Annotated in this window: 22 protein-coding genes; 14 read left to right on the top strand and 8 right to left on the bottom strand. The window is 56.3% G+C overall.

What is annotated here, in order from left to right; genetic code table 11:
* Window positions 1-111 precede the first annotated feature (111 nt).
* Both mrcB and hrpB read right to left on the bottom strand, forming a co-directional pair.
* Entirely contained in the window at window positions 112-2,634 is a 2,523-nt protein-coding gene (mrcB, locus tag C0560_RS04075; protein WP_100777577.1) for a bifunctional glycosyl transferase/transpeptidase, read from the bottom strand.
* Window positions 2,635-2,717: 83 nt separating this feature from the next.
* A complete protein-coding gene (hrpB, locus tag C0560_RS04070; protein WP_248859684.1) occupies window positions 2,718-5,147 on the bottom strand; it encodes an ATP-dependent helicase HrpB in 2,430 nt (809 codons plus the stop codon).
* Between the two features lie 72 nt (window positions 5,148-5,219).
* On the opposite strand from hrpB, the gene thpR reads away from it, so the two are divergent.
* The 9 genes from thpR to panD all read left to right on the top strand — a co-directional run bounded on the left by thpR (window position 5,220) and on the right by panD (window position 12,384).
* Window positions 5,220-5,750: an RNA 2',3'-cyclic phosphodiesterase gene (gene thpR / locus C0560_RS04065; protein WP_123429470.1), complete on the top strand. Its 531-nt coding sequence runs from the start codon at window positions 5,220-5,222 to the stop codon at window positions 5,748-5,750.
* A gap of 13 nt (window positions 5,751-5,763) precedes the next feature.
* Entirely contained in the window at window positions 5,764-6,468 is a 705-nt protein-coding gene (sfsA, locus tag C0560_RS04060) for a DNA/RNA nuclease SfsA (RefSeq protein WP_248859683.1), read from the top strand.
* A 174-nt stretch (window positions 6,469-6,642) separates the two neighbouring features.
* Window positions 6,643-7,098, top strand: coding sequence for an RNA polymerase-binding protein DksA (gene dksA, locus C0560_RS04055; protein WP_001155232.1), 456 nt, complete (start codon window positions 6,643-6,645; stop codon window positions 7,096-7,098).
* A gap of 71 nt (window positions 7,099-7,169) precedes the next feature.
* Window positions 7,170-8,060: a tRNA glutamyl-Q(34) synthetase GluQRS gene (gene gluQRS / locus C0560_RS04050; protein WP_248859681.1), complete on the top strand. Its 891-nt coding sequence runs from the start codon at window positions 7,170-7,172 to the stop codon at window positions 8,058-8,060.
* Window positions 8,061-8,235: 175 nt separating this feature from the next.
* Window positions 8,236-9,636 (top strand): polynucleotide adenylyltransferase PcnB, encoded by a 1,401-nt coding sequence (gene pcnB / locus C0560_RS04045; RefSeq protein WP_100777582.1) that lies wholly within the window; start codon window positions 8,236-8,238, stop codon window positions 9,634-9,636.
* Entirely contained in the window at window positions 9,633-10,112 is a 480-nt protein-coding gene (gene folK, locus C0560_RS04040) for a 2-amino-4-hydroxy-6-hydroxymethyldihydropteridine diphosphokinase (protein ID WP_248859679.1), read from the top strand. Before pcnB ends, folK begins: the two co-directional genes overlap by 4 nt.
* A 122-nt stretch (window positions 10,113-10,234) precedes the next feature.
* Window positions 10,235-11,026, top strand: coding sequence for a 3-methyl-2-oxobutanoate hydroxymethyltransferase (gene panB, locus C0560_RS04035; RefSeq protein WP_123429473.1), 792 nt, complete (start codon window positions 10,235-10,237; stop codon window positions 11,024-11,026).
* An 11-nt stretch (window positions 11,027-11,037) separates the two neighbouring features.
* On the top strand, window positions 11,038-11,892 hold the full coding sequence (panC, locus tag C0560_RS04030; protein WP_100777585.1) for a pantoate--beta-alanine ligase: 855 nt from the start codon (window positions 11,038-11,040) through the stop codon (window positions 11,890-11,892).
* Window positions 11,893-12,003: 111 nt separating this feature from the next.
* The gene (gene panD, locus C0560_RS04025) at window positions 12,004-12,384 is read left to right on the top strand and encodes an aspartate 1-decarboxylase (RefSeq protein ID WP_095284178.1); all 381 of its coding nucleotides are present in this window, start codon (window positions 12,004-12,006) and stop codon (window positions 12,382-12,384) included.
* Window positions 12,385-12,386: 2 nt separating this feature from the next.
* Here the strand turns inward: panD and C0560_RS04020 are convergent, their stop codons facing one another.
* From C0560_RS04020 to C0560_RS04005, 4 genes are all read right to left on the bottom strand, one after another.
* Window positions 12,387-13,634, bottom strand: a complete 1,248-nt coding sequence (locus tag C0560_RS04020) for a polysaccharide deacetylase family protein (protein WP_100777586.1) — start codon at window positions 13,632-13,634, stop codon at window positions 12,387-12,389.
* A 63-nt stretch (window positions 13,635-13,697) separates the two neighbouring features.
* Window positions 13,698-14,138 (bottom strand): PTS sugar transporter subunit IIA, encoded by a 441-nt coding sequence (locus tag C0560_RS04015; protein WP_100777587.1) that lies wholly within the window; start codon window positions 14,136-14,138, stop codon window positions 13,698-13,700.
* A gap of 107 nt (window positions 14,139-14,245) precedes the next feature.
* Window positions 14,246-15,016: an ABC transporter permease gene (locus C0560_RS04010; RefSeq protein ID WP_100777588.1), complete on the bottom strand. Its 771-nt coding sequence runs from the start codon at window positions 15,014-15,016 to the stop codon at window positions 14,246-14,248.
* Window positions 15,013-15,939 carry an ABC transporter ATP-binding protein gene (locus C0560_RS04005; RefSeq protein WP_100777589.1) on the bottom strand — a complete coding sequence of 309 codons (927 nt, stop codon included), beginning with the start codon at window positions 15,937-15,939 and terminating at the stop codon, window positions 15,013-15,015. The genes C0560_RS04010 and C0560_RS04005 overlap by 4 nt, the downstream gene beginning before the upstream one ends.
* 107 nt (window positions 15,940-16,046) lie before the next feature.
* On the opposite strand from C0560_RS04005, the gene can reads away from it, so the two are divergent.
* A complete protein-coding gene (gene can / locus C0560_RS04000; RefSeq protein ID WP_095280808.1) occupies window positions 16,047-16,709 on the top strand; it encodes a carbonate dehydratase in 663 nt (220 codons plus the stop codon).
* A 104-nt stretch (window positions 16,710-16,813) separates the two neighbouring features.
* Here the strand turns inward: can and hpt are convergent, their stop codons facing one another.
* Complete coding sequence (gene hpt / locus C0560_RS03995) at window positions 16,814-17,350, bottom strand: hypoxanthine phosphoribosyltransferase (RefSeq protein ID WP_100777590.1); 537 nt, start codon at window positions 17,348-17,350, stop codon at window positions 16,814-16,816.
* A 204-nt stretch (window positions 17,351-17,554) separates the two neighbouring features.
* On the opposite strand from hpt, the gene C0560_RS03990 reads away from it, so the two are divergent.
* Window positions 17,555-19,945: a glucose/quinate/shikimate family membrane-bound PQQ-dependent dehydrogenase gene (locus C0560_RS03990; RefSeq protein ID WP_129035411.1), complete on the top strand. Its 2,391-nt coding sequence runs from the start codon at window positions 17,555-17,557 to the stop codon at window positions 19,943-19,945.
* A gap of 84 nt (window positions 19,946-20,029) precedes the next feature.
* Here C0560_RS03990 and cueO read toward each other — a convergent pair whose 3' ends face one another.
* On the bottom strand, window positions 20,030-21,601 hold the full coding sequence (gene cueO, locus C0560_RS03985) for a multicopper oxidase CueO (RefSeq protein WP_194512719.1): 1,572 nt from the start codon (window positions 21,599-21,601) through the stop codon (window positions 20,030-20,032).
* Window positions 21,602-21,746: 145 nt separating this feature from the next.
* Between cueO and C0560_RS03980 the strand changes: the two genes are divergently transcribed.
* From C0560_RS03980 to speD, 3 genes are all read left to right on the top strand, one after another.
* Window positions 21,747-22,094: a YacC family pilotin-like protein gene (locus tag C0560_RS03980; RefSeq protein ID WP_100780766.1), complete on the top strand. Its 348-nt coding sequence runs from the start codon at window positions 21,747-21,749 to the stop codon at window positions 22,092-22,094.
* 117 nt (window positions 22,095-22,211) lie between these two features.
* Entirely contained in the window at window positions 22,212-23,081 is an 870-nt protein-coding gene (speE, locus tag C0560_RS03975) for a polyamine aminopropyltransferase (protein ID WP_248859678.1), read from the top strand.
* 1 nt (window position 23,082) lies between these two features.
* Window positions 23,083-23,877, top strand: coding sequence for an adenosylmethionine decarboxylase (gene speD / locus C0560_RS03970; RefSeq protein ID WP_100777594.1), 795 nt, complete (start codon window positions 23,083-23,085; stop codon window positions 23,875-23,877).
* Window positions 23,878-23,887 lie beyond the last annotated feature (10 nt).

The following is a 23,887-nucleotide window of genomic DNA, read 5'->3' as shown; positions in this document are numbered from 1 at the left end:
GAAATAACCAGAGGGAAAATGAGGAGTTAAAGCAGGATTAAATAAGGGTTAGGAATATGTTCTTTATGCGTGAATAAACTCCCTCTCCCGCAGGAGAGGGAATTCTCAGACTTAGTTACTGCCGAACATATCTTTGATCCAGCCCGCCACGCCGTCGCTGTCTTTCTTCTCATTCTGCGGCTGCTGCTGTTGTTGCTGCGGCTGCTGTTGAGGCTGAGACTGCTCAAACGGATTGCCCGTCGGCTGTTCTGGCTGGCTTTGCTGGCACAGCGATTCCGGTTTGTCCGTCCAGACCGGCAGAGAACGCATCCCGCCGCCGCAGACGAAGTTACCCGATTCATCCACACCCATATCGACGATATCTTCCGGCGGCGTCAGGTTCAGCGGCACCGGCGACTGGTTGGTCAGGTAACGCTGGTAGATAGACATCGCGCCGCTCGCACCGTACAGACGGGTCGGCTGGTTGTTATCGCGTCCAACCCAGGTGATCACCACTTCACGGCCATCAATCCCGGCAAACCAGGTATCGACGTTGTTGTTGGTGGTCCCGGTTTTACCCGCCAGATGCAGGCCCGGATATTTCGCGCCCAGCTGGCGACCCGTACCGCGCTGCACCACTTGCTGCATGGTCCACAGGGTCATGTAAGCAGCCTGCGCGGGAACCACGCGTTCTGCCTGCGGGAAGCTCTGATAAAGCACCGTACCGTCTTCAGCAATCACCGAGCGCACCGCAGAGAGCTGCGCACGGTTACCGCCGCTGGCGATGGTCTGGAAGGCCTGCGCCACTTCGATAGGCGTCAGGTTCAGCGCCCCCAGAATCATCGCTGGCACCGGATGCAGCTGATCTTTTGGCACACCCAGTTTCTGCCAGGTGTCGGTAATCGCCGGCAGACCCAGCGCCATACCGAGGTTAACCGTCGGGACGTTCATCGAACGCGTCAGAGCATCCACCAGCATCACCTGGCCGCTGAACTGTTTATCGTCGTTCTGCGGAGACCATACCTGGCCATTCGGCTGACGCAGCGCAATCGGCGCATCGGCAATCCAGGTATTGAGTCGATACTGATTCGGCTGGCTCAGAGCAGTCAGATAGGTCGCCGGTTTTGCCAGAGAACCAATCGAACGACGCGCCTGCATCGCACGGTTGTAGCCCGCAAACTGCGGCTCTGCCCCGCCAACCATCGCGCGCACTTCACCGCTATAACGATCGACGACGACCATCGCGGTTTCCAGATCGCTCAGCTTGCGCTGCTTTTTCAGTACCGGAATGCCGTCAACGGCAGCTTTCTCAGCGGCGTCCTGCGCCACGGAGTCAAAGGTGGTAAAGATCTTCACGCCGGAGAGATCTTTCACTTTGTCGCCGAGTTTGGTCTGCAGCTCCTGACGCACCATCTGCATAAATGCAGGCTGTGGCGAAATCACGCCACCGCGCGGTTGCACGCCCAGCGGACGCGCGCTCAGCATGTCGTAAAGCTCCTGATCGATCACCTGCTGCTGTTGCAGCAAGCGCAGAACCAGGTTACGACGCTCCAGCGCCAGTTTCGGGTTGCGCCACGGGTTATAGATTGACGCGCCTTTCACCATCCCCACCAGCAGTGCCTGCTGGTCGAGGCTCAGCTCTTCCACCGGACGGCCAAAGTAGTAGAGGCTCGCCAGCGGGAAACCGCGGATTTCGTTATCGCCGCTCTGACCGAGATACACCTCGTTCATGTACAGCTCAAGAATACGATCTTTGCTGTAGCGGGCGTCCATCAGCACCGCCATGTACGCTTCGTTGGCTTTACGCCAGTAAGAGCGTTCGCTGGAGAGGAACAGGTTTTTCACCAGCTGCTGGGTCAGGGTACTCGCCCCCTGCACCGTACGACCGGCCGTCAGGTTCGCCAGCACCGCACGCCCGATGGAGTACAGGCTCACGCCGTCATGCTCGTAGAAGTGGCGGTCTTCGGTGGCCAGCAGGGTATCAACCAGCAGATCCGGGAAGCCATTACGCGCGACAAACAAGCGCTGCTCGCCGTTTGGCGAGGAGAGCATGGTGATCAGACGCGGATCGAGACGGAAGAAACCGAACTGACGGTTGCTGTCCAGGTTCTCGATGGTTTCCAGATGGTCGCCGTCAAAGGTCAGACGCGCGCGCACCTGCCCCTCTTTGCTGTCCGGGAAATCGAACGGACGACGAATCATCTCGATGCTGCTCGCCTGCACGGTAAACTCGCCAGGACGGGTCATTTTCGACACCTGACGGTACTGCGTGGCTTCCAGCAGTTTGACCATTTCGTTCTTGCTGATGGACATGTCCGGCTCAAGGTTCACCATGCGACCGTACACCGCCGCAGGCAACTGCCAGACTTTACCGTCGATACGGCTGCGGATCTTCTGATCCAGGTACACACCGTAAATCGCCATCAGAACAACAAATACAATAAACAGCTTCAGCAGCAGCCAGAACCAGCCGCGTCTGCCACGAGGCTTCCGCCCTTTGCCTTTTCCTTTCCGCGGCATGGGTTCATCCTCATCATCGTCTTCATAGTCATCGTCATACTCCTCATCTCTGAGGCGACGACGGCTGATTTTTTCCTTCGCCGGACGCGCAGGTTTACCCTTACGTCCTATTGGCTCGCGGTCATTCCCCGCCATGCTTTCTCTCCGCAACATTCCAGGCGCAATGGCCCGATTCTCTTTTCTTCCACCCAACGGTGAAAGAAGAAATCTCTCAAAACCTATGAATACTTCTTCGTCCGCCGCGTCGGCGCGGTATTCGCCGGATCGTCCGGCCAGACGTGTTTCGGATAACGCCCTTTCATCTCTTTCTGCACGTCGCGATAGCTACCGGCCCAAAAAGCACCGAGATCGCGCGTGATTTGCAATGGACGATGGGCGGGCGACAGCAGCTCCAGCACCAGTGGAACGCGCCCGTCGGCTATCGACGGCGTGGTGGCTTCACCAAACATCTCCTGCATCCGTACCGCCAGTGCCGGAGGATTATCCTCATGATATCGAATGGCGATCCGGCTTCCGGTCGGCACAGTGTAATGCGAGGGGAGCGAACTCACCAGTCGTTGACGTAATGACCAGTCGAGTAAATTCTCAAGTGCGGCCTTCACATCCAGTGATTTAAGGGCTTTCAGGGAGTGCACACCGCCCATTTCTGGCAGTAACCAGGTTTCCAGGGAGGCCAGCAGCGCATCGTCGTCCACCTCGGGCCACGGGTACTCCGGCAGCCAGCGCGCGGCGCAGTGTAAGCGCAGGCGATACTGTTCCGCTTCCGGCGTCCAGTTCAGCACAGTCAGCCCTTTATCGCGAATACCGTTGAGCATCGCCTGATGCAGCTCGTCTTCTGACGGTTTTGCCAGCGGTTTAACGCTGACGGTCAGTTTGCCGATCTGGCTGCGGCGAAACGCTTTCAGGGTGCCCTGCGCGTCGTCCCACTCGATGGTGTCCGACTGCTGCAACAGCTGCGGGCAAACGCGTGTGAGCGCGTCGATATCCACCGCTATCGCCTGTAAAATTCGCGCGTCCGGGGACGAACTACCCTGCAACAGCAGCGGCGCGATCAGCCATTCGTGGCGAGTGAGCGCGTCATCGCTGTCAAGCATCGCGCCTATGCCGTTCGCCAGCTGGTAGCGGCCATCAATGCCCCGCCTGCGTGCGATGCGATCCGGGAAAGCCTGCGCCAGCAGGCCGGGGATCAGATCGCTGTCCAGCGCTCCGCCACGGCGGTTCAGGCGCTGACAAAGCCGCTGGGCGCGCTGCTGCCAGTTGGGCTGATTGCGCGAAAAGGCCGAGGCCAAATCGCTGCTCCCGCCGCGTGGAGGCTCTTCCAGAATCGCCGCCAGCTTCGCGGCAGTGGCGATTTCATCATCCTCATTTGCCGCCACCAGCATCGCCGCCAGACGCGGTTCGTTGCCAAGGGTCGCCATTTTCTGGCCGCGAGGTGTCAGGCGTTCATTCTCTAGCGCACCAAGCTGAGTAAGCAGCCTGCGCGCCGCCGCCAGATTCACTGCAGGCGGCTGATCGAGCCAGGTCAGTTGACTCGGGTCCGGGCAGCCCCATTGCAACAGCTCCAGCAGCAGGCCGGAGAGATCGCTTTGCAGAATTTCCGGCGTGCTCTGCGTCGCCGCACGTTCTGCCTGCTCGGCGCTGGTCAGGTGCAGACAAATCCCCGGCTCCAGGCGTCCGGCGCGGCCTGCGCGCTGGGTCATGGATGCCTGGCTAATACGCTGCGTGAGCAGGCGGGTCAGGCCGGTGCGCGGATCGAAGCTCGCCACCCTCTCCTGCGCCGTATCGACCACCAGACGAATGCCCTCGATCGTTAAACTGGTTTCGGCAATGTTGGTTGCCAGCACCACCTTGCGCTGCCCGGCAGGTGCCGGAAGAATCGCTTTACGCTGTTCGTTCAGCGACAGTGCGCCATACAGCGGGCAGAGCAGCACATCGCTGCCAACGCGTGACGCCAGTTTCTCCTGCACGCGCTGAATTTCGCCGACGCCTGGTAAAAAGAGCAGCAGCGAGCCAGACTCGTGGCGCAACAGCTCCGCGGTAGCGATAGCGACCGCCTCATCAAAGCGCAGGTTCACCGACAGCGACTGGTAGCGGCGATCGACGGGAAATGCCCGCCCTTCGGAGGCGATCACCGGTGCATCGGGAAGGATCTGTTGCAGAAGTGGGTTGTCGAGCGTCGCCGACATCAGCAGCAGCCTGAGATCGTCGCGCAGCCCGTGCTGAACATCGAGCAGCAGCGCCAGCGCCAGATCGGCCTGCAGGCTGCGTTCGTGGAATTCATCGAGGATCACCAGCCCCACGCCGTTCAGCTCCGGATCGTTTTGCAGCATCCGGGTGAGAATGCCCTCCGTCACCACTTCGAGGCGCGTCGCGGGGCCGACGCAAGTTTCGGCGCGCATGCGGTAGCCGATCGTTTCGCCCGGCTTTTCATTCAGCAGTTCGGCGAGGCGTTGTGCCACGTTGCGGGCCGCCAGTCGGCGCGGCTCCAGCAGAAGAATTTTTCCGGGAATATTCCCCTCTTTGAGGATCTGCAGCGGCAACCAGGTCGATTTACCGGCGCCCGTGGGTGCATTCAGCAGGATCTGAGGGGCATGTTGTAACGCGGCAAGTAGCTCGGGAAGTACGGCGGCGACCGGCAATGAGGACACGAACAGCTCCAGAGGGTTAACATTAGACGGCGGACATTGTAGCATCGGCGCATATCATTACCGAGCCCCCCTATGTCTGATTCAAAACGACTGTTTTTCGCCATTGAGCCACCGGCCACTGTTCAGCGGCAAATCGTCCGCTGGCGCGCGGCGAATTTTCCGACCGAAGCGGGCCGCCCGGTTGCGGCCGCCAACTTACACCTGACGCTGGCGTTTCTCGGTGAGGTCAGCGCAGAAAAGCAGCAAGCGCTGTCGGCGATGGCCGGGCGGATCCGCCAGCCGGGTTTTACCCTCAATCTGGACGACGCCGGGCAGTGGCTGCGCTCTCGCGTTGTGTGGCTCGGGACGCGTCAGCCGCCGCGCGGATTGTTGCAGCTGGCGAATCTCCTGCGCGCCCAGGCCGCTCGCAGTGGCTGCTATCAAAGCCCGCAGCCCTTTCACCCGCACCTCACCCTGCTGCGTAATACCGCGCATGCGGTTGCCATTCCCGCCCCAGGCTTTAGCTGGGCCTTTCCGGTAACCGAATTTGTACTCTACGAATCCGTATTCCATCAGGGACGCACCCGCTATACGCCGCTGACGCGCTGGACGTTAAGCGAATAATCAAGGACTCACGATGAAGTTTAGCCCTGCCTTACAGCAAGCCACCCTGATTCAGCGCTATAAGCGCTTTCTGGCCGACGTGATCACCCCCGAGGGCGAGCATCTCACGTTGCACTGCCCGAACACCGGTGCGATGACGGGCTGCGCCACGCCGGGCGATACGGTCTGGTACTCCACCTCTGCCAATCTTAAGCGTAAATATGCGCATACCTGGGAAATCACCGAGACCCAGCAAGGGGCCTTTATCGGCGTGAATACCCAGCGCGCCAACCCGCTGGTGAAAGAGGCCATCGACGCCGGGCTGATTCCAGAGCTTATGGGCTACAGCACGCTGAAAGGCGAAGTGAAATATGGCGAGGAAGGCAGCAGAATTGACTTCGTGCTACAGGCGGATGACCGCCCTGAGTGCTATATTGAAGTCAAATCAGTGACGTTAGCAGACAGGGATAATGGCTACTTTCCGGATGCGGTGACGCTACGCGGCCAAAAGCATCTGCGAGAGCTAATGAGTGTTGCGGCGGCGGGCAAGCGCGCCGTATTGCTGTTTGCCGTGTTGCATTCAGCGATTGAACGATTCTCACCCGCCCGCCACATTGACCCAAAGTACGCACAATTGTTGAATGAGGCACAAAAGCAGGGGGTAGAAGTTTTCGCTTATAAAGCGGAACTTTCTGCCGATAATATGACTCTGAAGTCGACGCTCCCCGTTGTGTTATAAGGGGTTAGAAGATGACGATTTGGTGTTCTGGCCGCGTGCGCAAATACGCTTTTCCTCACAGGCTTGTCAAGTGTTACGTTTAGATAATTGCCTTACGGAAAAGCATCTGCTATTTATAGCGACCTGATTTTTCCCCCACACGGGGATCGATAGTGCGTGTTAAGGAGAAGCAACATGCAAGAAGGGCAAAACCGTAAAACATCGTCCCTGAGTATTCTCGCCATCGCTGGGGTGGAGCCGTACCAAGAGAAACCGGGCGAAGAGTATATGAACGAAGCCCAGCTGTCTCACTTCAAGCGTATTCTTGAAGCATGGCGTAATCAACTTAGGGATGAAGTCGATCGCACTGTTACCCATATGCAAGACGAAGCAGCAAACTTCCCGGACCCGGTAGACCGTGCCGCTCAGGAAGAAGAGTTCAGCCTCGAACTGCGTAACCGTGACCGCGAACGCAAACTCATCAAAAAGATTGAGAAAACGCTGAAGAAGGTCGAGGACGAAGATTTCGGATACTGCGAGTCCTGCGGTGTGGAAATTGGCATTCGTCGCCTGGAAGCGCGTCCGACTGCCGATCTGTGCATCGACTGCAAAACGCTGGCTGAAATCCGCGAAAAACAGATGGCAGGTTAATTCCTGTTCTGTCGTAACGATCATAAAGGCGGGAGTCACTCCCGCCTTGTGACTTTTTGTCTGCTGTGACTATGCCTCAATCCGACTATATCGGGCGCTTTGCGCCATCTCCCTCTGGTGAACTGCACTTCGGTTCGCTCATCGCCGCTCTCGGCAGCTACCTGCAAGCGCGTTCTCAGCACGGCCTCTGGCGCGTGCGTATCGAAGATATTGATCCCCCTCGTGAAGTTCCCGGTGCAGCAGAAACCATCCTGCGTCAGCTGGAACATTACGGTTTGAACTGGGATGGAGAGGTACTGTGGCAGTCAAACCGCCACGAGGCTTACCGCGAACAGCTGGCGTGGCTGTATGAGCAAGGGCTGTCTTATTACTGCACCTGCACCCGTGCGCGTATTCAGCAGGCAGGCGGCGTCTACGACGGCCATTGCCGAACCCTGAATAACGGGCCGGAGAATGCGGCGGTGCGTCTGCTTCAGCATCATCCTGTCACCCGCTTTAAGGATTTACTGCTCGGCGAAATTACCGCCGATGAGCGTCTGGCGCGTGAAGATTTTATTATTCATCGTCGCGATGGCTTATTTGCTTATAATCTTGCTGTGGTGGTGGACGATCATTTCCAGGGCGTGACAGAAATTGTGCGCGGCGCAGATTTGATTGAACCGACGGTGCGACAAATTTCGCTCTACCAGCAGTTAGGCTGGAAGGTTCCGGACTATATTCATTTGCCGCTGGCGCTGAATGAACACGGGAATAAACTTTCTAAGCAGAATCACGCGCCCGCGCTGCCTGACGGGGATCCGCGCCCCGTTTTGATCGACGCATTACGATTTCTAAACCAAAATGTGAACAATGAATGGCAGGATTTATCCGTTGATGAATTGCTGAAAAAAGCCGTCGAGGGCTGGTCGCTCTCTGCCGTGCCAAAAATCCAGCATTCTCAAACGCGTCTCGCTGAGCTATGATTAGCCGCTTTTTACACGAAGCATCTCCGCTGTATCAAGGCGGCAACTGAGTGAATCACCGCGAGTTTACGTTTGTAAACGGCCCGTGAGAGCGAAGGCAGCCAACGCAGAGGCAGCATAAAAGATGACGTGTAATTTTTTGTCCAATATATGAAACACACTACCGAGGTGTACTATTTTTACTCGAGTCGCTAATTTTTGCCGTAAGGTGCTAAGCCGCGATGAGAGCGTAGCGAATGACGCTATTGCTCAATCCCATATGTCGGTTATTCCGCGTGAGCAGCACACTATTTCCCGCAAAGATATCAGTGAAAATGCCCTCAAGGTGCTCTATCGTCTGAATAAAGCAGGCTACGAGGCCTATCTCGTGGGCGGCGGGGTTCGCGATTTACTGCTTGGCAAAAAACCAAAAGATTTTGATGTGACGACCAGCGCCACGCCGGAACAGGTGCGTAAATTATTCCGCAACTGTCGTCTGGTAGGCCGTCGTTTCCGTCTTGCACACGTGATGTTTGGTCCGGAAATTATCGAAGTGGCAACCTTCCGTGGCCACCACGAAGCCGGCGCACCAACCGATCGCACGACCTCTCAGCGTGGCCAGAACGGCATGCTGCTGCGTGACAACATCTTTGGTTCCATCGAAGAAGATGCCCAGCGTCGCGATTTCACCATCAACAGCCTTTACTACAGCGTGGCCGATTTCACGGTGCGTGATTTCGTGGGCGGCGTACAGGACCTGAAAGAGGGCGTGATTCGCCTGATTGGCAATCCTGAGACCCGCTACCGTGAAGATCCGGTGCGCATGCTGCGCGCCGTGCGCTTTGCTGCCAAGCTGAATATGCAGATAAGCCCAGAGACCGCTGAGCCGATTCCGCGTCTGGCGACGCTTATCAACGACGTGCCACCGGCGCGTCTGTTCGAAGAAGCGCTGAAAATGCTGCAAGCCGGTTATGGGTATGAAACCTATAAACTGCTGCGCGAAAACAGCCTCTTCCAGCCGCTGTTCCCGACCATCGTGCGCTACTTCACCGAAAGCGGTGACAGCCCGATGGAGCGCATTATCGCTCAGGTGCTGAAAAACACTGACACCCGCATTCATAACGATATGCGTGTGAACCCGGCGTTCCTGTTCGCGGCAATGTTCTGGTATCCACTGCTCGAAACTGCGCAGAAAATTGCTCAGGAAAGCGGCCTGGCCTATTACGATGCTTTCGCGCTGGCCGCCAACGACGTGCTGGATGAAGCCTGCCGTACGCTGGCAATTCCTAAGCGCATCACCACCCTGGTTCGCGATATCTGGCAGCTGCAATTGCGCATGTCTCGCCGTCAGGGCAAGCGTGCGTGGAAGCTGATGGAGCATCCGAAATTCCGCGCGGCTTACGATCTGCTGGCGCTACGCGCTGAGATCGAGAACAACAAAGAGCTGCAAAGTCTGGCCCAGTGGTGGGGCGAGTTCCAGGTTTCCGCTCCGCCGGAACAGAAAGGGATGCTCACCAATCTGGATGAAGAGCCAGAACCGCGTCGTCGTCATCGTCGCCCACGCAAGCGCGCACCGCGCCGCGAAGGCAGCGCATGACCCTCGCGTATATCGCCATCGGCAGCAATATGGCCTCTCCTCTGGAGCAGGTTAATGCTGCCGTTCAGGCGTTAGGCGAGATCCCACAGAGCCATCTCGTGCAGGTTTCTGCGTTTTACCGCACGCCGCCGCTCGGGCCGCAGGATCAGCCTGATTACCTGAACGCCGCCGTGGTGCTTGAAACATCCCTCGATGCCGAAACCTTGCTGGATAACACCCAGCGTATTGAGCTTCAGCAGGGCCGCCAGCGTAAAGCAGAACGCTGGGGACCGCGCACGCTGGATCTCGATATCATGCTGTTCGGTGATGAAGTCATTAATACGGACCGCCTGACGGTGCCGCATTACGACATGAAAAATCGCGGTTTTATGCTCTGGCCGCTGTGGGAAGTCGCCCCTGAATTAACCTTCCCCAACGGTGAATCGCTGCAGGCGATTTTGCAACAGCTCAACGCCGAAAAACCCGCCCTCTGGTAATCCCGTTATTTTGCTGATAACCCCTAAAATAATTGGTGTTAATCGGTTGCCTAAAATCATTGTTCCCCCGAATGTTACTGTTAGAATGCGCAAAGATTCGTTTTGGGCTATCAGGAAACATTATGAAACCAACCACCATCGCCTTATTGCAGAAATGCAAACAGGAAAAAAAACGCTTCGCCACGATCACCGCCTATGACTACAGCTTTGCGAAGCTGTTTGCCGACGAAGGCATTAAGGTCATGCTGGTCGGCGACTCGTTAGGGATGACGGTTCAAGGACATGATTCCACCCTGCCAGTGACGGTAGAAGATATTGCTTACCATACCCGCGCCGTTCGTCGCGGTGCCCCAGAGTGCCTGCTGCTTTCCGACCTGCCTTTCATGGCCTATGCCACGCCAGAACAAGCCTTCGAAAATGCCGCCGCCGTGATGCGCGCAGGCGCCAATATGGTGAAAATCGAAGGCGGTGCCTGGCTGGTCGACACCGTGAAAAAACTGACCGAGCGCGCGGTGCCGGTTTGCGGCCATCTCGGTTTAACGCCGCAGTCGGTGAATATCTTCGGTGGATATAAAGTTCAGGGTCGCGGCGAAGCAGGTCAAACGCTGCTGGACGACGCGCTGGCGCTGGAAGCCGCCGGTGCGCAGCTGTTGGTGCTGGAGTGTGTGCCCGTTGAACTGGCCAAACGCGTCACCGAAGCGCTCTCAATCCCCGTGATTGGCATTGGCGCAGGCAACGTGACCGACGGGCAAATCCTGGTGATGCACGACGCTTTCGGCATCACCGGCGGCCACATCCCTAAATTTGCGAAAAATTTCCTAAGCACCGCGGGCGACATGCGCGCTGCGGTCAGGCAGTATATTGCCGACGTCGAATCCGGTGTTTACCCGGCTGAAGAACACAGTTTCCATTAAGGAGTCTCATTGTGCTAATCATTGAAACCTTGCCACTGCTGCGTCAGCACATTCGCCGCCTGCGTCAGGAGGGTAAACGTATCGCCCTGGTCCCGACCATGGGCAATCTGCATGATGGCCACATGAAACTGGTCGACGAAGCGAAAGCCCGCGCCGATGTCGTCGTGGTGACGATTTTCGTTAATCCGATGCAGTTTGATCGTGCCGACGATCTGGCGCGCTACCCGCGCACGCTGCAGGAAGATTGTGAAAAGCTCAAAAAACACCATGTGGATTTCGTCTTCTCACCCACGCCTGACGATATTTATCCGCAGGGTACCGAAGGGGCGACCTTCGTCGATGTGCCGGGCATTTCGACCATGCTCGAAGGGGCCAGCCGTCCGGGGCATTTCCGCGGCGTTTCGACCATCGTCAGCAAGCTCTTCAACCTGGTGCAGCCGGATATCGCCTGCTTTGGCGAGAAGGATTTCCAGCAGTTGGCCCTGATCCGCAAAATGGTCGCAGACATGGGCTACGACATCGAGATCGTCGGCGTGCCGATTGTGCGCGCCAAAGACGGGCTGGCACTTAGCTCACGCAACGGGTATCTGACCGCAGACCAGCGCAAAATCGCGCCGGCGCTGAGCAAAGTGATGAACGCGATGGCGGAGAAGCTGGAAGCTAACGAACTGACGGCGGAAGAGATTATCGCTATCGCGGAACAAGAGCTGAACGAAAAAGGGCTGCGTGCCGACGACGTTCAAATCCGCGATGCGGACACGCTCCTGGCACTTTCAGACACCAGCAAACGCGCGGTGATTCTGGTGGCCGCATGGCTCGGTCAGGCGCGCCTCATCGACAACAAAGTGGTTGAGCTGACGCAGTAGACAGCGACCAAAAATCGGGCAATACTGCGCTAATATTTGCCTGGGGAATGTTTCCCCCCACCCTGCCCTCTCCAGCCGGAGAGGGACTGCATGAAGAGTAAAGGTAACGTTATGATTCGCACAATGCTGCAAGGTAAGCTTCACCGCGTCAAAGTGACGCAGGCAGACCTGCATTACGAAGGTTCCTGCGCGATTGACCAGGATTTCCTTGAGGCGGCGGGTATTCTCGAATACGAAGCCATTGATATTTACAACGTAACCAACGGCAAACGCTTCTCTACCTATGCGATTGCCGGTGAGCGTGGCTCAAAAATCATCTCCGTCAACGGCGCGGCGGCGCACTGTGCTGACGTGGGTGATATCCTGATTATCGCCACCTACGTCACCATGCCGGACGAACAGGCGCGCAGCTGGCAGCCTAAAGTGGCCTATTTTGACGGCGACAACGAGATGAAACGTACCGCGAAAGCCGTACCGGTTCAGGTTGCCTGATGTTACCCCTGCGGCTGATTGCTGATCAGCCGCGACATTGTCTCCAGCGAATCCGTTCTTAAGATATACAGGCGTTTCAGTAAGAACGGATTATCTCCCGGTTTCACCTTCCCTTTTACCGTCGTCACCGCCAGATGAAAACCGGCGTCGTTCGCCGCTTTCACCGCTTTGTCATCGTAACCGCCGAACGGATACGAGAGATAGAGCACGCGCGGGTTGAACTGTGCCAGCGAGCGCCGCGAGCGTTCAAAATCAAACAGAATGACGTGGTAGCTACGGCTCAGCAAAATAGGATGTTTATTGCCATCGACGCGGTGCAGGAAGTGGGTGTGCGACTGGATATCAAACACATCCTGAATCTCTTTCAGCTCCGACACGCTCATAAACTGCAGCGATTTCGGGTCCCACTTCTGCGGATGGCCTTTGATTCGCGACGAGATGATAAACGCCGTCGCCTTAAAGCCATACTGCTTCAGAATCGGCCACGCGTAGCGGTTGACCGACTTCAGACCGTCGTCAAAGGTAATCACCACCGCGCGGGCGGGCAGGTTCATTTTATTGCGCACGTAGCCTTCCAGCTGATAGAGCGTCAGCGTGGTGTAACCCTGATCGCGCAGCCAGGTCATCTGGTTGTTAAAGGCGCGCACGCTGGTGGTCGTGGAGGTGTGGCGGAAACGGGTGTTCTCTTCGTCGCGCAAAATATGGTGATAAGTGATCACCGGAATACCGCTGTCTTCCTGCGCATCCAGGCTGCTGATCCACGCCAGACGGTTGCCCATGCGGATTTGAAACCAGGTCTGGTTGAGTCTGTCTTTCAGCTTGCTGAGAATGGGATAGCGCAGGTTTGAACTCAGCGTACCAAACGGGGCGCTGCCGCTGTTGGGTGCGTTATACACCGGGGTGTCTTTCCAGGTGATCAGATTCTGGTTACTGAGCGGCTTATTGAGATCGCCCAGGCTGTCCTGAACGCGCTGTTTCCCCTGCACCTTTTCCAGATGGCCTTTGTCGATAAACCCGGTGCCAAAGCCGAAGCGAAATTCGTAATAGTCTGCCGCCGTAGGAACGACCGCAAGAATCTGCCCCGCGCGCACATTGCCGACGTTAACAACCTCGTTGCCCACCTGCGCCCAGATCGCCGCATCTTCAGTGGTTTGCATATATTGAGCGGGTAAGCCCTGTTGGCTTAATAAACTGGCAGAGACGCCGCCGGAGACCAGCAGCAACAGAAGGGAAAAAACGCGTATAAACATGGGATTATTATCGACACTAAAAATCAGTCGCCATTGTAGCAAAAGCGACATCAATACCAATGTTTAATTCTTATACAGGTCGTGGAGCAGGACAAAAGGCGGGTTTTTCTGCTGCTGATGCCAGAGGCTACTGACGCCGGGGATCTCCTGCCCGACCAGCGTATCGCGGAACTCCGCGCTGCTCAGCGTTTCGCGCAGCGGGTACATCATCTCCAGCAACGCGTAGTTAATCCCGGAAATCACTTCACAGTTTTCATGCTTGTGACTCAACAACGCGGCGGCGCGATACGGCGCGGCGCCCGATTTGTCGGTCATAAAAATGACGCCTTCACCGGTATCCGTCTCATGCAGCGCATCGCACATCATACGGCTCAGCATGTTGGTGCTCAGCCCGCGCCAGTAGTTCACCGCCCGGCACTGAGGCAGCGGACCCAATTTTTTTTCCAGGCGATCGATCATTGCCTGGGCATCGTCATCATGACAGGTAATCACCCAACCCAACATAGCGTCTCTCCTTTAGGGGAAAGTAGTTTAGCGGAGTGAAGATTAATTTATGGTGATAACTATCAAAGAAAATGCCCCGGCAGGCAGAGTGCTGCCGGGGATGCGGCTTAGCTGCGCAATCCGCGTCCGCGCTGGATCAGATACCAGCACAGAATATAGAAAGCGATGATGAAGACGGCGAGGACGATGACGGTGGTAAACAGCGGCACGTCAGTTATGCCGAGGAAGCCAAAGCGGAATCCGCTGATCATGTAGACAATCGGGTTCAGGTGCGACAGCGCCTGCCAGAACGGTGGCAGCAGCGTCAGGGAGTAGAACACCCCACCGAGATAGGTCAGCGGCGTCAGGACAAAGGTCGGGATCAGGCTGATGTCATCGAAAGTGGTCGCAAACACTGCGTTCAACAGGCCAGCCAGCGAGAACAGAATCGCGGTCATCAGCAGGGTCAGCGCTACGAACATCCATGAATGCACCTGGAACGGGACAAAGAACAGCGAAATAGCCGTCACCAGAATCCCTACCGCCAGCCCGCGCGCTACGCCGCCGCCAACATAACCGGCGATGATGACGTGCGTTGGCACCGGGGCCACCAGCAGCTCTTCAATGTTACGCTGGAACTTCGCGCTGAAAAACGACGACGCCACGTTGGCATAGGCGTTGGTGATCACCGCCATCATGATCAGGCCCGGCACGATAAACTGCATATAGGTAAAGCCATGCATTTCACCAATACGGGAGCCAATCAGATTCCCGAAGATGATGAAATAGAGCGTCATGGTGATCACCGGCGGCACCAGGGTTTGCACCCAAATGCGCATAAAGCGGTTAATCTCTTTGGCCCAGATACTTTTTAGCGCCACCCAGTAAAGATGCATCATGCCTGCTCTCCTTGTTTATCCTGGACCAGCGAGACAAACAGTTCTTCCAGTCGGTTAGCTTTGTTACGCATACTTAATACCTGAATGCCCTGCGCGCTCAGCTGCGCAAAGACGCTGTTAATGCCCTGCTCGCGCAGGACTTCCACTTCAAGCGTCGACGTGTCTACCAGACGATACTGATAGCCCTCCAGCTTCGGCAGCGGGCTTTTGGCCGCCAGATCGAGGATAAAGGTTTCGGACTTCAGCTTGGACAGCAGGTTCTTCATCGAGGTGTTTTCCACCAGCTCGCCGCGCTGAATGATGCCGATATTGCGGCACAGCATTTCAGCTTCTTCGAGGTAGTGGGTGGTCAGAATGATGGTGGTGCCTTTGTCATTCAAATCTTTGAGGAAACCCCACATCGAGCGGCGCAGTTCGATATCCACGCCTGCCGTTGGCTCATCAAGGATCAGCAGTTTTGGCTCATGCATCAAGGCGCGGGCGATCATCAGACGGCGCTTCATCCCGCCGGAGAGCATGCGCGCACGTTCGCCGCGTTTTTCCCACAGATCGAGCTGTTTAAGGTACTTTTCGCTGCGCTCGATGGCGTCCTGACGTTCTACGCCGTAGTAACCCGCCTGATTGACCACAATTTGCTGCACGGTTTCAAACGGGTTGAAGTTAAATTCCTGCGGCACCAGCCCCAGCTGACGTTTGGCGTTGACCACATCTTTTTCGAGATCATAGCCAAACACCGCGACGCTGCCCGAAGACTTGTTCACCAGCGAGCTGATGATGCCGATGGTCGTGGATTTCCCCGCGCCATTCGGCCCCAGCAGGGCGTAGAAATCCCCCGCTTCGACCTGCAAATCAATTCCGCGCAGCGCCTGAACGCCGCCCGGATAGACTTTTTTAAGCTGCTTAAGCTCAAGTGCGATAGTCATGAATTAAACTTACCTATAGTTCTGACACACGTTGTGTGGTTTCAATAAAAGTCGAGTTACCCTATATTAGCGCAACGCTATTACTCGGTTACAGGTCGTTAACCTCTATGAATGACATAGATACACTCATCAGCAACAATGCACTATGGTCAAAAATGCTGGTAGAAGAGGACCCGGGATTTTTTGAGAAGCTGGCGAAGGCGCAGAATCCACGTTTTTTATGGATTGGATGCTCTGACAGCCGCGTCCCGGCGGAACGCCTGACAGGCCTTGATTCGGGTGAGCTGTTCGTTCACCGTAACGTCGCAAACCTGGTCATTCACACCGATCTCAATTGTCTTTCCGTCGTGCAGTACGCGGTTGATGTGCTGGAAGTTGAGCACATTATTATCTGCGGCCATTACGGCTGCGGTGGTGTGCAGGCGGCGGTCGAAAACCCGGAGCTGGGGCTGATCGACAACTGGCTGCTGCATATTCGCGATATCTGGTTCAAACATAGTTCACTGCTGGGCGAAATGCCGCAGGAGCGTCGCCTCGACACCCTGTGCGAGCTTAATGTGATGGAGCAGGTCTATAACCTTGGCCATTCCACCATCATGCAGTCAGCATGGAAGCGCGGGCAGAAAGTCTCCGTTCACGGCTGGGCGTACGGTATCCATGATGGATTGCTGCGCAATCTGGAAGTGACTGCCACCAACCGCGAAACCCTTGAGCAGCGCTATCGTTCCGGGATTGCCAACCTGAAGCTCAAGCACGTTAACCACAAATAACCTGCAAAAAAGCCGGGCGGCGGCTTCGCCTACCCGGCCTGGGATGTGCCGTTCACGCTTTACAGGCCCGGTCAGCACAGCGCTTCCGGGCTAGACCGCTGAGATTACTCGTCCAGCAGTACCACTTTCCCGACATACGGCAGATGGCGATAACGCTGTGCGTAATCGATGCCGTAACCCACCACGAACTCATCCGGAATCGAGAAACCAACAAATTCAACCGGGACGTCAACTTCACGGCGAGTCGGTTTATCGAGCAGGGTGCAGATCGCCAGGGATTTCGGGCCGCGCAGGCTCAGGATCTCGCGCACTTTAGAGAGCGTGTTACCGGAGTCGATAATATCCTCTACGATTAACACATCCTTGCCGCGAATATCTTCATCCAGATCTTTCAGGATTTTCACGTCACGGGTGGTCGACATACCGCTGCCGTAGCTGGACGCGGTCATGAAATCCACTTCATGGGACACCTGAACTTCACGGCACAGGTCTGCCATGAACATGAATGAGCCGCGCAGCAGACCCACCAGCACCATATCGCTGCCGCTGTCCTGATAACGTTCGGTGATTTGACGACCCAGTTCGGCGATACGCGCTTTGATCTCCGCTTCCGGGATCATCACTTCAACACTATGTTTCATATTACTAACCGTATGATTTAAAACCAATCTATCACTGCGGATGCAGATACGTCCGGCAATGATTCACAAGTACGGCAGTATACCAGCAAATGGATTCGCCTGGCGCATGAGTTACAAAAAGCTCATTTTGTGATTCCGATCACACTTGTTAATACCTATAATTAATTGCTATCAAATAATTAACAAACTACAGAGTACTTTTCTATGGCTGAAATAAAATCTCAACAGCCGCGTCTACTGGTAACGTTAACAGCCGCTTTTGCCGCATTCTGCGCGCTGTATCTGTTAATCGGTGGCGTATGGCTGGTCGCGCTTGGCGGCTCCTGGTACTACCCGATTGCGGGCCTGGTCATGATTGCTGTGACCGTCCTGCTTTTGCGACGTAAACGTTCCGCGCTGTGGCTTTACGCAGCACTTCTGCTCGCAACGATGATCTGGGGTGTCTGGGAGGTCGGCTTCGATTTCTGGGCGCTCACGCCGCGTAGCGACATTCTCGTCTTCTTTGGTATCTGGCTGATCTTGCCCTTCGTCTGGCGTCGCCTGCTGGTGCCGTCCAGCGGTGCGGTTGCGGCACTGGTCGTGGCGTTGCTCATCACCGGTGGCATTCTGACCTGGGCCGGATTTAACGATCCGCAGGAAGTGAAAGGTACTCTGAGTGCCGATTCCACGCCTGCCGCCGCCATTTCTCAGGTGGCTGACGGCGACTGGCCGGCGTATGGGCGCAATCAGGAAGGACAACGTTACTCGCCGCTGAAGCAAATCAACGCCGATAACGTGAAAAACCTGAAAGAAGCCTGGACGTTCCGTACCGGCGATCTGAAGCAGCCGAACGATCCGGGTGAGCTGACTAACGAAGTCACCCCAATCAAAGTGGGCGACATGCTGTACCTGTGTACCGCTCACCAGCGTCTGTTCGCGCTGGATGCGTCGACCGGTAAAGAAAAATGGCACTTTGATCCGCAGCTGAACACCAACACCTCCTTCCAGCACGTGACCTGTCGTGGCGTCTCTTACCACGAAGCGCGCGCGGACAACGCCAGCCCGGACGTGGTGGCTGACTGTCCTCGCCGTATCATGCTGCCGGTGAACGATGGCCGTCTGTTTGCGATCAACGCCGAAACCGGCAAGCTGTGCGAAACCTTTGCCAACAAAGGTATCCTCAACCTGCAGACCAATATGCCGGATACCACGCCGGGCCTGTACGAGCCGACGTCACCGCCGATCATCACCGATAAAACCATCGTCATTGCCGGTTCTGTCACGGATAACTTCTCTACCCGTGAAACCTCGGGTGTGATTCGTGGTTTCGACGTGAACACCGGCAAACTGCTGTGGGCCTTCGATCCGGGCGCGAAAGATCCTAACGCCATCCCGTCGGATGAACACACCTTTACCTTTAACTCACCGAACTCCTGGGCACCGGCAGCGTATGACGCGAAGCTGGATCTGGTCTATCTGCCGATGGGCGTGACCACGCCGGATATCTGGGGCGGAAACCGCACGCCAGAGCAGGAGCGTTACGCCAGTGCCATCGTGGCGCTGAACGCAACGACCGGGAAACTGGCCTGGAGCTATCAAACCGTTCACCACGATCTGTGGGATATGGATATGCCGTCCCAGCCAACGCTGGCCGACATTACCGTCAACGGAAAAACTGTTCCGGTCATCTACGCGCCAGCGAAAACCGGCAACATCTTCGTGCTCGACCGTTCTAACGGCAAACTGGTGGTTCCGGCTCCGGAAAAACCGGTACCGCAGGGCGCAGCGAAAGGCGACTACGTTTCGAAAACGCAGCCGTTCTCTGACCTGAGCTTCCGTCCGAAGAAAGATCTGACCGGCGCGGACATGTGGGGCGCCACGATGTTCGATCAGCTGGTGTGCCGCGTGATGTTCCATCAGCTGCGCTATGAAGGCATCTTCACCCCGCCGTCTGAGCAGGGCACGCTGGTCTTCCCGGGTAACCTGGGGATGTTCGAATGGGGCGGTATCTCGGTCGATCCAAACCGCCAGGTGGCGATTGCCAACCCGATGGCGCTGCCGTTCGTCTCGAAGCTGATCCCACGCGGTCCTGGTAACCCGATGGAGCAGCCGAAAGATGCGAAAGGCAGCGGCACTGAAGCCGGTATTCAGCCGCAGTACGGCGTGCCGTATGGCGTTACGCTGAACCCGTTCCTCTCTCCGTTTGGCCTGCCGTGTAAACAGCCTGCCTGGGGTTACATCTCCGCGCTGGATCTGAAAACGAACCAGGTAGTATGGAAAAAACGTATTGGTACGCCACAGGACAGCATGCCGTTCCCGATGCCGGTTCCTGTTCCGTTCAATATGGGTATGCCGATGCTCGGCGGCCCGATCTCTACTGCCGGTAACGTTCTGTTCATTGCGGCAACCGCAGATAACTACCTGCGCGCGTACAACATGACTAACGGTGAGAAACTGTGGCAAGGCCGTCTGCCGGCCGGTGGACAGGCCACACCGATGACCTACGAAGCGAATGGCAAGCAGTACGTTGTCATCTCCGCGGGCGGTCACGGGTCATTTGGCACGAAGATGGGCGACTATATCGTCGCGTATGCGTTGCCGGATGATGTGAAGTAGATGTGAGTGAAATGCAAAACGGCAACCTTCGGGTTGCCGTTTTTAGAACTCTGGCCGGGTAAGGCGAAACGCCGCCCGGCTTTTTTACACCGTAAATCCTAGCATCATCCCGGTATCTTCATGTTCGAGCAGATGGCAGTGGGCCATATAGGCAAACTCCTTCGGCGCGTCATGCTCAAACTTCACCAGCACTTCGCTGACTCCGCCCTCCACCCGCACCGTATCTTTCCAGCCCGTTCGATGTGCCGCCGGCGCTTTGCCGTTCTCGGAGATAATGCGGAACTGCGTGCCGTGAATGTGGAACGGATGCAGCATCATGTCGCCCTCGCCTGAAATCACCCAGCGTTCGTACTGGCCCTTGCTGGCCGCAAACATCGGGGTGTTCATATCAAAGGCCTGGCCGTTGATACGGTTGGCGTTATGGAAATCAAACCCTTTCCCGCCGCCGTGATTCATATGGCCCATGTTGCCCATCTTGCCGTGGTCCATATTCATATGCCCCATCGACTGGCCGTGGTGCATGCCCGCCATCGCCTGATCGCCATATTTGTTCATCAATGCCTGCATGCCCATCATGTCGAGCATGGGGTCCATCGACAGCTGGAGTTTACGCTGGGTTAATCCGTCGAGGGACGGCAGCGCAGGCATGGCCGCCAGCGTATCCGGCAGCGTACCGGAGGCCGTCACCCGCAGCGGCTGTATGCGCAGCACCGGATGCGGCTTATCGAACGGCGCAACGGCCATCCCCATCTGACTCACCGGGAGCGTAATCAGGTCAAACGGTTTCCCGTCGCTGATATCCACCAGCACTTCAAAACGCTCGCCCATCAGCATCGGCAGTTCGCTGACTTTCACCGGCTCAGCCAGCAGCCCGCCGTCGCTCGCCACCACGTACATTGGACGCTGGTCGCTGGTGGCAAAGTTGAGGGAGCGCGCGTTACAGCCGTTGAGCAAGCGCAGGCGCAGCCAGCCTCGCGGCGCTGAATGCTGCGGATAAATCGCCCCGTTGGTGAGGAGCGTATCGCCAAACCAGCCGACGGCGGCGCTCATCACGTCGAGCTGATAGTCAATCTGCCCCTCAGCGGTAAATTTCTTGTCCTGTACGATCACCGGCACATCGTCGATACCCCACTGTTTTGGCAGACGCAGCATCCGGCTTTCGTCGTCTTCAATCAGCACCAGTCCCGCCAGCCCCATCGCCACCTGATGCCCGGTTTTGCCATGCTGATGGGGATGGAACCAGCAGGTCGCTGCGTGCTGGTCCGGGGTAAAGGTCACCGTGCGCTCACCGCCCGCTTTGATCACCCCTTGCGGGCCACCGTCGACCTCACCGGGAACCTCCAGGCCATGCCAGTGCAACGTCGTCTCTTCCGCAAGGGTATTATGAATATTCACCGTCACCGGTTTGCCCCGGGAAAGCTGAAGCGCCGGACCGAGCAAATTACCGTTATATCCCCATGTGGTGGCCTGATGCGCGCCAAAGGTCGATTTTCCCGACTGAACGATTAACTGGATGCGACTGCGGGCGTCGGCAGTCAGTAAATCAGGGATGGGCAGGGTGGGTCTGTCGGCGGCAAATGCGGCGCGGCTCCATAAAGGTAACGCGCTGGCAGCCCCCAGTACGGCTGAATATTTCAAAAAATCACGACGTTGCATGTTCATTCCTTTTTTCCGTGCAGGCGATATTTTGAGCTTAAACCCTCCCCTTGGGAGAAGGTCAAGTAAAGCGGCAATAATAAAGGTCGTCGCGCTGGTATCAAGTATGCTAACGTTTAATTTCCGTGACGCAGTGGTAAAAGCAATGAAGACGTTTTTCAGGACAATTTTGTTCGCCAGCCTGGTGGCGATGAGTGCGAACAGTTATGCGCTGAGTGAAAACGAAGCGGAAGATATGGCCGATCTGACGGCAGTTTTTGTTTTCCTGAAAAACGATTGTGGATACCAGAATTTACCCAACGGGCAGATTCGTCGTGCACTGGTTTTTTTTGCCCAGCAAAATCAATGGGATCTCAGCAACTACGATAGCTTTGACATGAAGGCGCTCGGTGAAGACAGTTACCGCGATTTAAGCGGCATTGGCATTCCTGTCGCGAAAAAATGCAAAGCGCTGGCCCGCGATTCGCTGAGCCTGCTCGCCTACGTGAAGTAACCCTTCCCGACGCCCCTTTGTTGCAATGATGGCCGTGCATGCGCGGTCGTTGTTGGCTATGATGTTGCGCCCATTTTGCGTGGGTGTAATGGATGTTAACAAAGGAGGTATCAGCCTGTGACCGATAACACCTTGTGGCATGAAACGCTGCATGACCAGTTTGGTCAGTACTTTGCCGTTGATAACGTGCTTTATCATGAGAAGACCGATCATCAGGATCTGATCATTTTCGAGAACGCCGCGTTCGGGCGCGTCATGGCGCTGGACGGCGTGGTGCAAACCACCGAGCGCGATGAGTTTATCTATCACGAAATGATGACCCATGTGCCGCTGCTGGCGCACGGACATGCGAAACACGTGCTGATCATTGGCGGCGGCGACGGCGCAATGCTGCGCGAAGTCTCCCGCCATAAAACCGTCGAGAGTATTACGATGGTCGAGATCGACGCCGGCGTGGTCTCTTTCTGTCGCCAGTACCTGCCAAATCACAATGCTGGCAGCTACGACGATCCGCGTTTTACGCTGGTGATCGACGACGGCGTTAATTTCGTTAATCAGACAAACCAGACCTTCGATGTGATCATCTCCGACTGCACCGATCCCATCGGCCCGGGCGCGACGCTCTTCACCTCGTCCTTCTACGAAGGCTGCAAACGCTGCCTGAACCCTGGCGGGATTTTCGTGGCGCAGAACGGCGTCTGTTTCCTGCAGCAGGACGAAGCCCTCGACAGCCATCGCAAGCTGAGCACCTATTTTGGTGACGTCAGCTTCTATCAGGCGGCGATCCCAACCTACTACGGCGGCATCATGACCTTTGCCTGGGCGACGGATAACGGGGCGCTACGCCATCTGTCGACCGAGATAATCCAGGCACGCTTCCATCAGGCAGGCCTGAAATGCCGTTACTATAATCCGGCAGTCCACACGGCGGCCTTTGCCCTGCCACAATATCTGCAAGACGCGCTGTCCTCTAAGGGGGTGAACTAAATTGAAAAAGCTGAAACTGCATGGCTTTAACAACCTGACCAAAAGCCTGAGTTTTTGTATTTACGATATCTGCTACGTGAAAACAGCGGAGGAGCGCGATGGTTATATCGCCTATATCGATGAACTCTACAATGCCAACCGCCTGACCGAGATCCTGTCAGAAACCTGCTCCATCATCGGGGCCAATATCCTGAACATTGCGCGTCAGGACTATGAACCGCAGGGTGCCAGCGTCACGATCCTCGTGAGCGAAGAGCCGATCGACCCGCAGCTTATCGATCCCACCGAGCACCCAGGCCCACTGCCCGAGGCGGTGGTCGCCCATCTCGATAAGAGCCATATCTGCGTGCACACCTATCCTGAAAGCCACCCGGAAGGCGGGCTGTGTACCTTCCGCGCTGACATCGAGGTCTCTACCTGTGGGGTGATTTCACCGCTGAATGCGCTGAACTATCTCATCCATCAACTGGAATCCGATATTGTCACCGTGGACTATCGCGTGCGCGGTTTCACCCGTGATATCAACGGCATGAAGCATTTTATCGATCATGAGATCAATTCGATTCAGAACTTTATGTCCGAGGACATGAAGGCGCTGTATGACATGATGGATGTGAACGTCTACCAGGAAAACATCTTCCACACCAAGATGTTACTGAAAGAATTCGACCTGAAGCATTACATGTTCCATACCAGGCCAGAAGATTTAAGCGAAGAGGAGCGGAAGGAAATTACCGACCTGCTCTGGAAAGAGATGCGCGAAATCTACTACGGCCGCAATATTCCGGCCGTGTAAAGCGCACGGG

It is taken from the genome of Lelliottia sp. AC1 (assembly GCF_023278595.1).
Taxonomy (GTDB): domain Bacteria; phylum Pseudomonadota; class Gammaproteobacteria; order Enterobacterales; family Enterobacteriaceae; genus Enterobacter; species Enterobacter nimipressuralis.
Note: the sequence above shows the minus strand (reverse complement) of the source record. Positions and strands in the feature narration are given on the sequence as shown.

What these genes read in the sequence shown, in the direction of transcription:
- panB (WP_123429473.1), top strand. Translation starts at nt 10,235, where the DNA reads ATGAAACCAACCACCATCGCCTTATTGCAGAAATGCAAACAGGAAAAA.
- thpR (WP_123429470.1), top strand. Translation starts at nt 5,220, where the DNA reads ATGTCTGATTCAAAACGACTGTTTTTCGCCATTGAGCCACCGGCCACT.
- panD (WP_095284178.1), top strand. Translation starts at nt 12,004, where the DNA reads ATGATTCGCACAATGCTGCAAGGTAAGCTTCACCGCGTCAAAGTGACG.
- mrcB (WP_100777577.1), bottom strand. Translation starts at nt 2,634, where the DNA reads ATGGCGGGGAATGACCGCGAGCCAATAGGACGTAAGGGTAAACCTGCG.
- sfsA (WP_248859683.1), top strand. Translation starts at nt 5,764, where the DNA reads ATGAAGTTTAGCCCTGCCTTACAGCAAGCCACCCTGATTCAGCGCTAT.
- dksA (WP_001155232.1), top strand. Translation starts at nt 6,643, where the DNA reads ATGCAAGAAGGGCAAAACCGTAAAACATCGTCCCTGAGTATTCTCGCC.
- C0560_RS04020 (WP_100777586.1), bottom strand. Translation starts at nt 13,634, where the DNA reads ATGTTTATACGCGTTTTTTCCCTTCTGTTGCTGCTGGTCTCCGGCGGC.
- C0560_RS04015 (WP_100777587.1), bottom strand. Translation starts at nt 14,138, where the DNA reads ATGTTGGGTTGGGTGATTACCTGTCATGATGACGATGCCCAGGCAATG.
- folK (WP_248859679.1), top strand. Translation starts at nt 9,633, where the DNA reads ATGACCCTCGCGTATATCGCCATCGGCAGCAATATGGCCTCTCCTCTG.
- C0560_RS04005 (WP_100777589.1), bottom strand. Translation starts at nt 15,939, where the DNA reads ATGACTATCGCACTTGAGCTTAAGCAGCTTAAAAAAGTCTATCCGGGC.
- C0560_RS03990 (WP_129035411.1), top strand. Translation starts at nt 17,555, where the DNA reads ATGGCTGAAATAAAATCTCAACAGCCGCGTCTACTGGTAACGTTAACA.
- C0560_RS04010 (WP_100777588.1), bottom strand. Translation starts at nt 15,016, where the DNA reads ATGATGCATCTTTACTGGGTGGCGCTAAAAAGTATCTGGGCCAAAGAG.
- cueO (WP_194512719.1), bottom strand. Translation starts at nt 21,601, where the DNA reads ATGCAACGTCGTGATTTTTTGAAATATTCAGCCGTACTGGGGGCTGCC.
- can (WP_095280808.1), top strand. Translation starts at nt 16,047, where the DNA reads ATGAATGACATAGATACACTCATCAGCAACAATGCACTATGGTCAAAA.
- hpt (WP_100777590.1), bottom strand. Translation starts at nt 17,350, where the DNA reads ATGAAACATAGTGTTGAAGTGATGATCCCGGAAGCGGAGATCAAAGCG.
- C0560_RS03980 (WP_100780766.1), top strand. Translation starts at nt 21,747, where the DNA reads ATGAAGACGTTTTTCAGGACAATTTTGTTCGCCAGCCTGGTGGCGATG.
- gluQRS (WP_248859681.1), top strand. Translation starts at nt 7,170, where the DNA reads ATGCCTCAATCCGACTATATCGGGCGCTTTGCGCCATCTCCCTCTGGT.